Here is a 13404-nt window from a genome sequence, read left to right on the forward strand (position 1 = left end):
CGGTAGAGCGCCGGACTGTTAATCCGTAGGTCCCTGGTTCGAGCCCAGGTCGGGGAGCCAGACAGCGAAAGGCCCGTCATTCGACGGGCCTTTTGTTTTTCCGGCGCCCGTCGGCCAGCGCCGCGCATGCTAGAGTCGTTGTCCCGCATTCGCCTCCGGTTCCGTCGATGAAGCACCGCCTCCTTTCCGCCGCGCCGTTCGCGCTCCTCCTCTCCGCCCTGGTCGCCGCGCCGCTCGCGCACGCGGAGGAAGTCGGCAGCGTCAATACCCATTTCCGCGTGACGGGCTCCGACCGCGTGGTCGTCGAAGCCTACGACGATCCGCTCGTGACGGGTGTGACCTGCTATGTGTCACGGGCGCGCACCGGCGGGATCAAGGGCACGCTCGGCGTCGCCGAGGATCCGAGCGAAGCGTCGATCGCATGCCGGCAGGTCGGCCCGCTCAGCTTCAAGGAGCCGCTCAAGCAGCAGACCGACGTGTTCAGCGAGCGCATGTCGTTCATCTTCAAGACGCTGCACGTCGTGCGCGTGGTCGACACGAAGCGCAACACGCTCGTCTACCTGACCTACAGCGACCGCATCGTCAGCGGCAGCCCGAAGAACGCCGTCACCGCGGTGCCGATGCCGGCCGGCACGACGATTCCGGTCAAGTAAGCCCGCGCCCGCCGGGCGCGCGAGCGATACACTGTCGGTTCGACCGCCCCGCGCCCGACCATGTCCGTCATCCGCCTTCCCGACTCCGCACGCTACTGGCGCACGCCGCTGCTGCCGGACGCGGACCTGCTCACGGCCACCTATCGCAACCATACGTTCGCGCCGCACTGGCACGATGCGTACACGATCCCCGTGATCCTCGAGGGTGCGGAGCGCTACACCTGTCGCGGCACCGGCCATGTCGCCGAAACGGGCACCGTGCCGGTGATCAATCCCGGCGAAGTCCACACGGGCTCGCGCGCGACCGACGAAGGCTGGTGCTATCGCGTGAGCTACGTGCCGGTCGACTACATTCGCTCGCTCGCGAGCGCGATCGCCGAGCGGCCGCGGGATGCGCCGTGGTTCCCGTCCGACGTGATCCGCGACACCGATCTCGCGGCGCGGCTCGCGCTCGCACACCGGATGATGGAGGCCGGCAGCGAATGCATGCCGCCCGGCCACCTGCACGACCAGCCGGCCGACGCGGTTCCCGCAAACGGTGCGCCGCGCGTCTACGATCCGCTCGCCGCCGAAACGGCGATGCTCGACGCGCTGTCGACGCTCATCGCGCGTCATGCCGACGCGCGCCTGCAACCCGCCGTACTCGCGTCCGACGAACCGCGCGTCGAGGCCATGCGCGAACGGCTCGCCGCCGATCTCACCTGCACGGTCACGCTCGACGACGTCGCGCAGGCCGCCGGCCTGTCGCCGTTTCACGCGGCGCGCCTGTTCACCCGCACGACCGGGATGCCGCCGCATGCGTGGCGCAACCAGCTGCGGCTGCAGCGTGCGCTTGCGCCATTGCGCGCGGGCGTGTCGATCGCCGATGTCGCCGCGGCCAGCGGCTTCGTCGACCAGAGCCACTTCACGCGGCATTTCAAACGGATGTTCGGCGTGCCGCCCGGGCGCTGGCAGGCACGCTGACGCACCCTTGCCGCGCCGCCGTCGGCAATCCGCGGCAACCGGTACACCGGTTGCGCCGCAGGCACCCGCGGGCGCAAGAACATACAAGCCGTGACCGCATCGCCCCGCTATCCTCCATGTCATGGAGAAGCGCCCTTTGAATCCGACACCCCCATCCTCGCCCCCGCCCCGCCGTCCGCTCAACGAATGGCTCGACGGCGCACGCGACACGATCCCGATGATGATCGGCGCGGCGCCGTTCGGCGTGATCTTCGGCACGCTCGTCGGCGGCGGCCCGCTCGCCGCCTGGCACGGCGCGCTCATGTCGCTCGCGGTGTTCGCGGGCTCCGCGCAATTCATCGCGCTCGGCCTGATCGCCGGCAGCGCGAGCTTCGCCGTCGTGCTCGCGACGACGCTGATCGTGAACCTGCGCCACCTGCTGTACAGCGCGACGCTCGCGCCGTACGTCGCCCACCTGCCGCTGCGCTGGCGCGCAACGCTCGGCGCGCTGATGACCGACGAGGTGTTCGCGGTCGCCTACGCGCACTACCGGCACTTCCCGCCCGGTGCGATCGGCCCCCACTACTTCTTCGGCTCGGGCCTCGCGATGTACCTGAACTGGCAGGTCTGGACGCTCGCGGGCATCGGCTTCGGCGCGGCCTTCCCGGGCCTGCAGTCGCTCGGCCTCGATTTCGCAATGGCGGCGACCTTCATCGCGATCGTCGTGCCGCAGCTCGGCACGCTGCGCTATTTCGCGGCCGCCGCGACGGCCGGTACGCTCGCGTACTTCTGGCAGGGCTGGCCGTACAAGCTCGGGCTGCTGGGCGCGGTCGCCGCAGGCGTCGTGGTGGGTGTCGCGCTCACGCTGCTGCACGAGCGCTCGCGCACCGCTTCGCGCACGGAGGCCGCATCGTGAGCTACGCGCTGCTGATCCTCGGGATGGCCGTGATCACCTATGCGATCCGGACGACGCTGTTCCTGTTCGGCGAGCGGCTGACCTTCCCGCCGCTCGTGCGGACCGCGCTCGGCTTTGTGCCCGTCACCGTGCTGACCGCGATCATCGTGCCGATGACGGTTTCGCCGCACGGCGGCACGGCCGAGCTGACCTGGCGCAATCCGCAACTCGTCGGTGCACTCGCCGCCGTGCTCGTGTCGGCGGCGACGCGCCGCCCGCTCGTGACGATCGCGGTCGGGCTCGCGGTGTTCTTCTTCTGGCAAGGGGTCGTGATGCCGCACTGGCTGGCGGCCTGAGCGAACGTCGCCGGCCGCGCTCAAGTTTTCGTCCGATGCGCCGATATCGGGTATGAAGACCCGCCATAGGCCTCGGCGCGAACCGGTTCGTCGACGCTGCGCCCGTACCGGTGCGCCGCGTCGGCCGCCGGCCCGCGCGGGCCGCCATCGAGACGATTCATGGGCCAGATCACCCTTTCCCTCAAGGACGACACGCTTGCGTCCCTGCGCAAGGACTACGACGCGTTCGTGCGCGTGTCGCTGAAACTCGACCCGCAGTTCGCGACGCCGTCGTTCGAGGATTTCCTGCGTGCCAAGCTGCTCGACAACATGGTGCCGCTGACCGAGCATGCCGTGCAGCGGATGCTCGAAGGCGGCCAGTACGCGTGGGCGAAGCGCACGCTCGACAAGGAATTTCCGGACGTCGTCGCGATCCTGATGCGGCAGGCCGGCGAATTCGGCTTCGGCTTCGCGTCGCGCTCCGAATGGACGCCCGACGAACTGGCGAAGGCGTGCCGCGACTGGGCCAAGGCGATCGTCGCCGAAGCGCAGGGTGACGTGTCGCTCGTCGATCCGCTCGCCGCGCAGATCAAGAGTGCGGTGAACGACATCCAGGCCCTCGAGGAGATGATGCAGACGCCCGCGTGGCGGCTCGCGGAATCGCTGCGCCAGCGCATCTACGAAGCGAAGCTCGCGTGCGAGATGAGTGTCGGCAGCGCCGCGCGCGACAAGCTCGGCGAACTGCGCGGCCTGCTGCGGCTCGGGCTCGCGCACGGTTCGTTCCAGAAACCGGAAGCGCAGCAGATCATGGAATACCTGCGGCTGCTGAAGCCCGAGATCTTCGTCGACGAGCCGTACGACGTATTCGCGCGGCTCGCCGCGTGGCTGCGCAGCGTGTTTGCGCCGTCCGCCACGCGGCCGGCACCGGGGCCGGGGACGGAACAGCGCCGGCCATGACGGCCCGCTTCCGCGCATGAAGAACGGCCCGGTGCGCGGGAAGCGAACCGGGCCGCCGATCGATCGCCGTCACGACGCGCCGTCCGGGGCGAACGTCGTACGGCGGTCGGGCACCGCTTACTGCGCGGCGCCCGAGGCCGATGCACCGCCCTGCACGCCGGCCGATGCGCCGCCCTCGACCGCTTCGTCGCCTACCTTCGACTTCGTCGAGCCGGCATGATGCTTGGCTGACTTCATCGCATGCTTGGTGTGCTTCTTCGCCGAGTGGACCGACGACGACGCCGTATCCTTCGCGCCGTCCGCTGCCGCGCCGACCGCATCGGTCGCGGCGCCGGCCGAACCCGATGCGTTGACGCCGGCTCCGCCCTGCATACCCGCGCCTGCCCCTGCTGCAGGCGCCTGCGCCTGCACGCCTGCGCCTGCGGCGCCCTGTGTCGCGACGCCGGTCTGCGCGAACGCGGCCGAAGTGGCGAACGCCGTCAGCGCGGCACCGATCAGCATCGTACGAATCGTGGACATGACTATCCTCCTCAAGAAGTTGTGGGCGCGGACCACCTCGATGCGATCCGTCGCGTCCCCTGCCGCAACACGCAGCAGGTACGACAAAAGACCCGCGGCCTGCGGCGCCGGTTCTCGAATCTCTCAGACTGTTACCCACCGTATCATTTGCTGACGAATCGCTCACAGTCCTTAACAACTGCCAACCACCGCGCGGATCTGCGTGCGCGTCCGCGCTCGCGCGCCGGCCTGCGGTGCCGTATGATGCGAGGCGATTCCTCCCGCGCATCGCGCGCTCCCTCGTCATGCCCAATCTGGATTTCACGCTGACCGGCGAATACGTCGAGCTGCACAACCTTCTCAAGATCACCGGTCTCGCGGACAGCGGCGGCACCGCGAAGATGTTCGTCGCGTCCGGCGCGGTGAAAGTCGACGGCGCGGTCGAACTGCGCAAGACCTGCAAGATCCGCGCGGGCCAGGTCGTGCTGTTCGGCGATACGCGGATCGCGGTTCACGACGCATAGCGGTTCCCCTGACCGGGACATGGCCATCGGCGCGCGCGTTCGACACCGTTCGAATAAAGCCGTAAGCTAGCCGTCTCTCAAAATAAATACAGGCAGCGCGGGCCCGCACTCGCGCGAGCGCCCATTCCATGTCGCATTCCGGTCTTACGCGGACGGCCGCCGCGCCGCCGTCCCTGTCCAGTCATGCCGCCGATACCGCGCGCCTCGCCGCGCCGCTCGCGATCGCGCAGCTCTCGCAGATGGCGATGAGCGTCACCGACACGGTGCTGCTCGGCTCGCTCGGCCCCGGTTCGCTCGCGGCGGGCGGCCTCGGCGCGAACTTCTTCTTCGTCATCGTGACCGTGCTGCAAGGCGTGCTGTCGTCGGTCAGCGTGAGCGTCGCGCATGCGCGCGGCGCGCAGGCGGAACATCGCGTGCCGCACATCTACTGGACCGGCTTCGTGCTGTCCGTGCTGCTCGCGATTCCGGCGATCGTCGCGCTGTCGCTGTCCGAACCGATCCTGCTGATGTTCCACGAGCCGCCGACGCTCGCCCATCACGTCGGCGAATACACCGGCATCCTGCGTTTCGCCGCGCTCGGCAGCCTGATCGGCGTCGGGCTGATGCGCGCCTTCCTGCCCGCGATCGGCGCGGCACGCCGGCTGCTGTGGGTTTCGATCGGCGGCGTCGGGGTCAACGGCGTGCTGAACTACGGGCTGATCCACGGCGCCTTCGGCTTGCCGCGGCTCGGCTTCCTCGGCTCGGCGGTCGCGACGACCATCACGATCTGGCTCACCGCGCTCGCGTTGATCTGGCTGCTGCACGGCCGCCAGCGATTCCGCCATTTCGTGACCGCCGCCCGCCCGAAACTGCCCGTAATGGGCGAACTGATCGGCATCGGCTGGCCGGTGGCGATCACGTATGGGGTCGAATCGACACTCTTTCTCGCCACGGGCCTGACCATCGGCGTGCTCGGCGCGACGTCGCTCGCCGCGCACCAGATCGCGCTGAACGTCGCGTCGGTAGCGTTCATGGTGCCGCTCGCGATCGGCCAGGCCGCCAACGTGCGGGTCGGCTACTGGGTCGGCGCCGGCCAGCCGGTCGCCGCGCGGCACGCGGGCTTCGTCGCGCTCGGGCTCGGCGTCGCGTTCATGTCGCTGTCGGGGCTCGTGCTGATCGTCGCGCCGCACGCGATCGTCGGCCTGTACCTGCGCCTCGACGATCCGGCCAACGCGCCGACCGTATCGCTGGCCGCGTCGCTGCTCGGCATCGCCGCGGTGTTCCAGATCGTGGACGGCATGCAGACGGTCGGCTCGGGCGCGCTGCGCGGGCTGCGCGATACGCGCATCCCGATGCTCGCCGCGACCCTCGGCTACTGGGGCATCGGCTTCCCGACCGGCTACTGGCTGGCGTTCCACGCAGGCCTCGGCGCGCGCGGCCTGTGGTGGGGGCTCGCAGCCGGCCTCGCCAGTGTCGCCGTATTGATGGCCTGCCGCTTTCATACGAAGACCGCATCGCTCATCGCAGCGACGCGCTGAACGCGACACGACGCGAATTCGCGGCCGGCGCTATGCTTGTCGATCGAAGAGTTCGAAGACCCGAGACGCCGCGCCAGCGGCGCGACTGCCTCACGATACGCCCGACGCCGCGCGATGCGCGGCCTTTCCCCTTCCCAAGAGGAGTGCATCATGAACGAAGCAGTTCGGATGGAACGCGACACGTTCGGCGAGATCGCCGTGCCGGCCGACCGGCTCTGGGGCGCGCAGACCGAGCGCTCGCTGCAGAATTTCCGGATCTCGACCGAGAAGCAGTCGCCCGAGCTGATCCACGCGCTCGCGATCGTCAAGCGCGCCGCGGCCGCCGTGAACCAGTCGCTCGGCGTGCTCGCCGACGACAAGGCGCGCGCGATCATCGACGCGGCCGACGAGATCATCGCCGGCAAGCATCCGCGCGAATTCCCGCTCGCCGTGTGGCAAACGGGCTCCGGCACGCAGACCAACATGAACCTCAACGAGGTGATCGCGAACCGCGCGAGCGAACTGCTCGGCGGCGAGCGCGGCGAAGCGCGCAAGGTCCACCCGAACGACGACGTGAACCGCGGCCAGTCGTCGAACGACGTGTTCCCGACCGCGATGCACGTCGCAGCCGCGTACGCGATCGCCAATCATTTGCTGCCCGCACTGCGCACGCTGCGCGCGACGCTCGACACGAAATCGAAGGCGTTCGCCGACATCGTGAAGATCGGCCGCACGCACCTGCAGGACGCGACGCCGCTCACGCTCGGCCAGGAATTTTCCGGCTATGTCGCGCAGCTCGACCAATGCGTGCGGCACGTCGAATCGGCGCTGCCGCATCTGTACGAACTCGCGCTCGGCGGCACCGCCGTCGGCACCGGGCTGAATGCGCATCCGGAATTCGCGGTGCGCGTGGCCGACGAGATCGGCCGGCTGACGAAGCTGCCGTTCGTGACCGCGCCGAGCAAGTTCGAGGTGATGGCGGCCGCCGACGCGCTGGTGTTCGCGCACGGCGCGCTGAAAACGGTCGCGGCCAGCCTGATGAAGATCGCCAACGATGTCCGCTGGCTCGCGAGCGGGCCGCGCTGCGGGCTCGGCGAACTGTCGATTCCGGAAAACGAACCGGGCAGCTCGATCATGCCGGGCAAGGTGAACCCGACACAATCGGAAGCCGTGACGATGCTGTGCTGCCAGGTGTTCGGCAACGACGTCGCGGTGAACGTCGGCGGCGCGAGCGGCAACTTCGAGCTGAACGTGTTCCGGCCGATGATCGCGCACAACGTGCTGCAATCGGTGCGGCTGCTCGCCGACGGCGCGCAGAGCTTCAACGACCACTGCGCGGTGGGCATCGAGCCGAACCGCGCGCGCATCGATCTGCTGCTGAACGAATCGCTGATGCTCGTGACGGCGCTCAACCCGCATATCGGCTACGACAAGGCCGCGCAGATCGCGAAGAAGGCGCACAAGGAAGGCACGACGCTGAAGGCCGCCGCGCTCGCGCTCGGCTACCTGACCGAGGCGGAATTCGATGCGTGGGTGCGACCCGAAGAGATGATCGGATCGCGGTCGTGACGAAGTGAAGCGATGTGGGGGATTTGACGCGATGACGGGCGCGGCGCGAACGCGCGGCGCCCGTTTCCGTCAGACGGTGCCCTTCGCCACTTCCTCGGGCTTCAACTCGACGATCTTGTCGAGCGCGGCGCGCACGTCGGCCGCATATTTCGCGAGCACCTTCTGCTCGTCGGTCTCGGGGACGAACGGCGGCACCGGCACCGGGTTGCCGTTTTCGTCGACCGCGACGAACACGACGAGGCAGTCGGTCGTCTGGCGCAGCACGCCGCCCTTCGGATCGCCCGCATGCACGGACACATGGATGTGCATGCTGGTGCGGCCCGTCGCGACGACGCGCGCCTTCAGCTCGACCAGATTGCCGACGAGGATCGGACGCTGGAAGCGGATGTTGCCGACGCTGACCGTCACGCAATAACGGCTCGACCAGACAGCCGCACAGGCATACGCGACCTCGTCGATCCACTTCATCAGCGCGCCGCCATGCACCTTGCCGCCGAAGTTCACGGACGACGGTTCGGCGAGGAAGCGGAATACGGTTTCGGTGCGGTCGAGGGCAGCCGGTACGGGGGACGGTTGGGACATCGTGGTGGCTCCAGGCAGCGGGGGTACGGCAGTCGGCGCATTATACGTTGCACTGCGGCAACACGTCGCGGCGCCCGCCGCACGGGCGAGACCGCATGTCCGGCCCTGCGTTGAGCCCGCATCGGCACTGGCAAGCGGTGCCCGTCAGCGGCGCACCGTGATGCCCTGATCGATCGTCCCGTACATCTCGAGGCTGCCGCCCCGCTCGCCGGCGCCACCCGCGCCGCCCTGCGCACAGGCCGCGCAGACGAGCGCGGCCGCCAACAGCCAAAAAATCGTCTTCATCGTTGCATCGTGTCGCATCCGGCGGCCCGCTGCCGCCGCGTCCGGCCATTCTACGCGTGCGCGGCCGGCGAACGCGGTTCGTACGCCGCCCCGCCGCATCCGACATTTCAGCCGAACCCGAAACATCGAATGGGCGCAGCGCCTACACTGCAGTCATCCCGCCTGACGAGACACGACGATGACCGATCAAGACGACCACCACTTTCCGGGCCTGAGCCGCATCGGCGCGCTGATCGCCGATCCGGGGCGCGCCGCGATGCTGTGGGTGCTGATGGACGGCAGCGCGCGGCCGGCCGGCGAACTGACGATGATCGCGGGGCTGTCGCCGTCCGCGGCAAGCGCGCACCTCGCGCGCCTGACCGAAGGCGGCCTGCTCGCGCTCGACATCCGCGGCCGGCACCGCTATTACCGGCTCGCGTCGGCCGATATCGCGGCATCGCTCGAGGCGCTCGCGAACGTCGCCCGGGCGGCCGCGCCGAACCGGCCGGTGCCGCCGCCGGCGCGCACGGTACCCGCCGAGCTGCGCTATGCGCGCACCTGCTACGACCACATGGCCGGTGAGCTCGCGGTCCGCATCTTCGACGGGCTCGCCGCGCGCGGCTGGCTGCACGTGGATGACGGCGACGCCATCGAAACCACCGAACTCGGCACGCAGGCGCTCGCGCGCTGGGGTATCGACGTCGCGCAGCAGCGCACGCGCCGGCGCCGCTTCGCATGCGGCTGCCTCGACTGGAGCGAGCGCCGCGCGCACCTCGGCGGCGCGCTCGGCGCGGCACTGCTCGACAGCTTCTGCGCGCACGGCTGGATCGAGCGCACCGCACGGCCGCGCGTGCTGCGCGTCACCGTGCCCGGACAGCAGGTTTTCGACGACTGGCTTACGTCCGCTTGACACGCGCATTGCGACCGGACGACGCCGGCACGCGACGGACAGGTTTTGTTACATAGCGTGCCATCCGACTTACAAAACACTGAGCACTGAAACAGGCCGAGCGGATATTGTGAACTGGACGGCACGAATCGACGCGCCGCGATAACGACGAAGACGCTCATCATGGCCTCCCTGTTCGCGCTCAAGCGCACCGCCCGCTGCACGCTGCTCGCATTCGCCACGCTGGCCACCCTGCCCTCCGCATTCGCGCAAGCGACACAGGCCGCAGCGTATGCGGCCACCGCACGGCAGCCGGGCGGCGACCCGCCGAGCCGCGTCGCCCGGCTCAACTACATGTCAGGCGCCGTGACGACGGAGCCCGCCGGCACCGATACGTGGTCGTACGCCGCCGTGAACCGGCCGCTGACGACCGGGGACCAGCTGTGGAACGACGCCGGCGCGCGCTCGGAACTGCACATCGGCTCGACCGCGGTGCGGCTCGGCGAGTCGACGAGCCTGTCGGTGCTGAACCTCGACGACACGACGACGCAGCTGAAGGTCGGGCTCGGCACCGTGTCGACGCACGTGCGCGACCTGCCGTCCGGCGGATCGTACGAAATCGATACGCCCAATCTCGCGCTCGGCATCGCGGGCCCCGGCGACTATCGCGTCGATGTTGCGCCGAACGGCGCGAGCACGACGGTCACCGTACGCAGCGGCAACGCGACCGTCTACGGCAGCAACGGGCAGTATCCACTGTCACCGGGACAGCAGGTCGTGTTCACCGGCACCGACCTGCAGGTCGCGCAGCAATCGGCCGCGCCCGGCCCCGACGCGCTCGACCAGTGGGCTGCCAGCCGCGATGCGGCCGAGCAACGTTCGGTATCGGCCCGTTATGTATCGCGCGACATGCCCGGCTACCAGGATCTCGATGCGAACGGCACGTGGCGCGACACCCCGAATTACGGCGCGGTCTGGGTGCCGAACGACACGCCGGCCGACTGGGCGCCATATCACGACGGCCACTGGATCTGGCAGGCGCCGTGGGGCTGGACGTGGGTCGACGATGCGCCGTGGGGCTTCGCACCGTATCACTACGGCCGCTGGGCCTATGTCGACGATAGTTGGGCGTGGGTGCCCGGCCCGATGGTCGTCAGCCAGCCGCCCGTCTACGCACCGGCGCTCGTCGCGTTCGTGGGGGGCGGTGGCGGCCCCGACTGGAGCGTCGCGCTGACGGTCGGCGGCGTCGCCGCGGCCGGCTGCGCATGGTTCGCGCTCGGCCCGGGCGAACCGTGGCATCCCGGCTGGGGTGGCTGGAGCCCGCATTACTACGATCGCGTGAACCGGAACATCGTGGTGAACAACGTCACGGTGAACAAGACCGTGAACGTGACGAACATCACCAACATCACGAACATCAACAAGACGTACGTGAACTTCCGCGCACCGCATGCGATCACGGCGGTGCCGGCGGCCGCGTTCGTGCATGGCCAGCCCGTCGCGCATTTCTCGCAGCGCGTCGACCCGCAGCAATGGCGCAACGCGCACGTGATGCCGGGCACGCCCGGCATTGCGCCGGTGCGTCAGAGCTTTACCGGCGGACTGCGCACGGCCAGCTACCGTCCGCCGGCGGCGCTCGGACAGCATTCGTTCGTCGCCACCCGCAATCCGGCCGTGCCGGCCGCCTATCGCGACCAGGCGGCCGCGCATCTCGCCCGGCAGGGCGAACACGTGCCGGGTGCCGGCGCGCCCGTCGTGAAGACGAGCGTGCCGGCCGACTATACGGCTCGCCCGGTCCGCGTGCCGGGCAATCCGAAAGCCGGGGCATGGGCGATGCGCAACGTGCAGCTCGTGAATCCGCACGGCCCCGTCGTGCAACCGGCGCACGCGCCGCACGAAGGCCAGCCGGCTCCGGCACAGGCTGCACGGCCGGGTGCGCCGATGCCGCCCGCTGCGAATCTCCCGCGCCCGATGAATGGCGAAGCACCGAATGCGCCACGCGTCGACAACGGCGCCATGCCGCAGGCGCCGGGCCATCAGGCTCAGCATGCTGCGTCGGGCCCCGGCAATGGCGTCCCGCACCCGCCGACGGCCGTCAATGCGCCGACCGGACACGACAACCCGCATGCAACCGCGACGCCCGCCCCTGCCTGGATGCAGCCGCATACGCCGATGGAACGCCAGCGCCCGACGCCGCCGACCGCGCTGCACGCTGCGGGCCAAAACGCGCTGCCGCCCGTGCGGAGCGCGGCGCCGGCTCCGCATCCGGAAGGGGCACCGGGTACGCCATCCGGCGAGCGGCGGGAAACGCCACGCGCGTTGCCGCAACCGCGGCTCGACACGACCGCGCAGATTGCACAGCCACGGCCGCGCCCCGATTTCGCGGCACCGGCCCAGCACGCGCAGCCACGGCCGGAGCGGGCCGCTCCGGCGCCGCAACCGCGCCCCGAATTCGCGCAACCGGCACCGCACCGCGAAGTCGCACCGCCGCGGGCGAACGAGTACCGCCCGCCCGCGCCCGCCGTGCATGAAATGCCGCGACCGCAGCCGCAGGCGCCGCGCATGGAACCGCGGCCGTCGATGCCCGCGCCCCATGTGGAACCGCGGCCGCAACCGGCGCCGCACGTCGAGGCGCCGCACCCGGGCAATCCGCCGCCCGGCGGCCACGACGAACGGCGCCATCAGTAACCGTTGCCCGAGCAAACAGCAAGGCCCGACCGGCTCGTTGCCGGTCGGGCCTTCGTCATTCTGCCGGGCGTGGTGCGGACAACCCGCGCCGCCGGACGCCTGGGCTCAAACCGCCATCGGCGCGGTCAGCGGCTCGTGGTGCCGGTAGCCGACGAGCGAGAAATCGGACGGCTCGATCTGCTCGAGCCATTCGGGCGCATAAACGCCCGTCTTCGCATACTCGGGCACGCGCTCGGCGATCTCGAGCCGCGGGCTGTCGTACGGTTCGCGCGTGAGCTGCTGCTGCAGCATGTCCAGCTGGTTCTCGTAGATGTGCGCATCGCCGATGAAATACGTGAACCAGCGCGGCGTATAGCCCGTCAGCCGGCCGACGAGCGACAGCAGCGCGGCCCCTTCCGTCAGGTTGAACGGCGTACCGAGCCCGACGTCGTTGCTGCGGATGTACAGGCACAACGAAATCTCGCGCTTCGTGACGTTCGGCAAAAACTGGTACAGCAGATGGCACGCGGGCAGCGCGATCTGGTCGAGCACGGCCGGATTCCATGCATGGAACAGGATGCGGCGGTCGGCCGGATTCTCCATGATCGTGTCGAGACACTGGCGCAACTGGTCGATCGCCTTGTACAGCAGCACCTTCGGCGCACCGTCCTCGTCGAAGCGCGTGACGATCCGGAAACCGCGGCGCGTCGCGTCGGCGATCTGCGCGTCAGCGCCCGCATCGAGCACCTTGTAGCCGGGCCACTGGCGCCATTGGACGCCGTACACGTCGCCCAGGTCGTCGACGCCCTGACGGTACGGATTCGCGAGCCACTGCGCGTTGCCGTTCGCGTTCGCGTCCCAGACCTTGCAGCCGAGCGCGCGGAAATCGGCCGCGCTGCGCGATGCACGCAGGAACCCGACCAGCTCGCCGATCGCGGACTTGAACGCGAGCTTCTTGGTCGTGACGGCCGGGAAACCGTGTTGCAGATCGAACCGCAGCATCGCACCGGGCATGCTGATGGTGCGGATGCCCGTGCGGTTCTCCTGCCAGGTGCCGGTGTCGAGGATGGTGCGAACGAGGTCGAGATACTGTTTCATGCGGGTTCCTTCGGCCGCGAGGGCGGCCGTACCCG

The 13404-nt window shown here is 69.5% G+C and carries 14 protein-coding genes; 10 read left to right on the top strand and 4 right to left on the bottom strand.

The features are described from left to right. Window positions 1-167: 167 nt before the first annotated feature. The 5 genes from ACTJKF_RS24015 to ACTJKF_RS24035 all read left to right on the top strand — a co-directional run bounded on the left by ACTJKF_RS24015 (window position 168) and on the right by ACTJKF_RS24035 (window position 3782). Window positions 168-653 carry a CreA family protein gene (locus ACTJKF_RS24015; RefSeq protein WP_440626701.1) on the top strand — a complete coding sequence of 162 codons (486 nt, stop codon included), beginning with the start codon at window positions 168-170 and terminating at the stop codon, window positions 651-653. A gap of 60 nt (window positions 654-713) precedes the next feature. Next, window positions 714-1616 (top strand): AraC family transcriptional regulator, encoded by a 903-nt coding sequence (locus ACTJKF_RS24020; protein ID WP_440626703.1) that lies wholly within the window; start codon window positions 714-716, stop codon window positions 1614-1616. A 121-nt stretch (window positions 1617-1737) separates the two neighbouring features. Beyond that, window positions 1738-2511 carry an AzlC family ABC transporter permease gene (locus ACTJKF_RS24025; protein ID WP_440626704.1) on the top strand — a complete coding sequence of 258 codons (774 nt, stop codon included), beginning with the start codon at window positions 1738-1740 and terminating at the stop codon, window positions 2509-2511. Beyond that, entirely contained in the window at window positions 2508-2846 is a 339-nt protein-coding gene (locus ACTJKF_RS24030; RefSeq protein WP_440626706.1) for an AzlD domain-containing protein, read from the top strand. Before ACTJKF_RS24025 ends, ACTJKF_RS24030 begins: the two co-directional genes overlap by 4 nt. Window positions 2847-3005: 159 nt before the next feature. Next, the gene (locus ACTJKF_RS24035) at window positions 3006-3782 is read left to right on the top strand and encodes a DUF4088 family protein (RefSeq protein ID WP_440626707.1); all 777 of its coding nucleotides are present in this window, start codon (window positions 3006-3008) and stop codon (window positions 3780-3782) included. Window positions 3783-3899: 117 nt separating this feature from the next. On the opposite strand, the gene ACTJKF_RS24040 is transcribed toward ACTJKF_RS24035, so the two are convergent. After that, a complete protein-coding gene (locus ACTJKF_RS24040; RefSeq protein ID WP_440626709.1) occupies window positions 3900-4301 on the bottom strand; it encodes a hypothetical protein in 402 nt (133 codons plus the stop codon). Between the two features lie 284 nt (window positions 4302-4585). Between ACTJKF_RS24040 and ACTJKF_RS24045 the strand changes: the two genes are divergently transcribed. The 3 genes from ACTJKF_RS24045 to fumC all read left to right on the top strand — a co-directional run bounded on the left by ACTJKF_RS24045 (window position 4586) and on the right by fumC (window position 7869). Continuing rightward, window positions 4586-4804, top strand: a complete 219-nt coding sequence (locus tag ACTJKF_RS24045) for an RNA-binding S4 domain-containing protein (RefSeq protein WP_014897685.1) — start codon at window positions 4586-4588, stop codon at window positions 4802-4804. 128 nt (window positions 4805-4932) lie between these two features. Continuing rightward, window positions 4933-6321: a multidrug efflux MATE transporter NorM gene (gene norM / locus ACTJKF_RS24050; protein ID WP_440626711.1), complete on the top strand. Its 1389-nt coding sequence runs from the start codon at window positions 4933-4935 to the stop codon at window positions 6319-6321. Between the two features lie 150 nt (window positions 6322-6471). Continuing rightward, the gene (gene fumC, locus ACTJKF_RS24055) at window positions 6472-7869 is read left to right on the top strand and encodes a class II fumarate hydratase (protein ID WP_440626713.1); all 1398 of its coding nucleotides are present in this window, start codon (window positions 6472-6474) and stop codon (window positions 7867-7869) included. A 69-nt stretch (window positions 7870-7938) separates the two neighbouring features. On the opposite strand, the gene ACTJKF_RS24060 is transcribed toward fumC, so the two are convergent. Then, a complete protein-coding gene (locus ACTJKF_RS24060; protein WP_258282222.1) occupies window positions 7939-8451 on the bottom strand; it encodes an acyl-CoA thioesterase in 513 nt (170 codons plus the stop codon). 144 nt (window positions 8452-8595) lie between these two features. Further along, on the bottom strand, window positions 8596-8736 hold the full coding sequence (locus tag ACTJKF_RS24065) for a hypothetical protein (RefSeq protein WP_440626715.1): 141 nt from the start codon (window positions 8734-8736) through the stop codon (window positions 8596-8598). A gap of 178 nt (window positions 8737-8914) precedes the next feature. Here ACTJKF_RS24065 and ACTJKF_RS24070 point away from each other — a divergent pair, with 178 nt between their 5' ends. Together ACTJKF_RS24070 and ACTJKF_RS24075 are read left to right on the top strand one after the other, a co-directional pair. Then, on the top strand, window positions 8915-9625 hold the full coding sequence (locus ACTJKF_RS24070; RefSeq protein ID WP_440626717.1) for an ArsR/SmtB family transcription factor: 711 nt from the start codon (window positions 8915-8917) through the stop codon (window positions 9623-9625). 162 nt (window positions 9626-9787) lie between these two features. Then, window positions 9788-12292, top strand: a complete 2505-nt coding sequence (locus ACTJKF_RS24075; RefSeq protein WP_440626719.1) for a DUF6600 domain-containing protein — start codon at window positions 9788-9790, stop codon at window positions 12290-12292. 105 nt (window positions 12293-12397) lie between these two features. On the opposite strand, the gene ACTJKF_RS24080 is transcribed toward ACTJKF_RS24075, so the two are convergent. Then, entirely contained in the window at window positions 12398-13369 is a 972-nt protein-coding gene (locus ACTJKF_RS24080; protein WP_440626721.1) for a thymidylate synthase, read from the bottom strand. Window positions 13370-13404: the final 35 nt, after the last annotated feature.

It is taken from the genome of Burkholderia sp. 22313 (assembly GCF_052045245.1).
Lineage (GTDB): Bacteria > Pseudomonadota > Gammaproteobacteria > Burkholderiales > Burkholderiaceae > Burkholderia.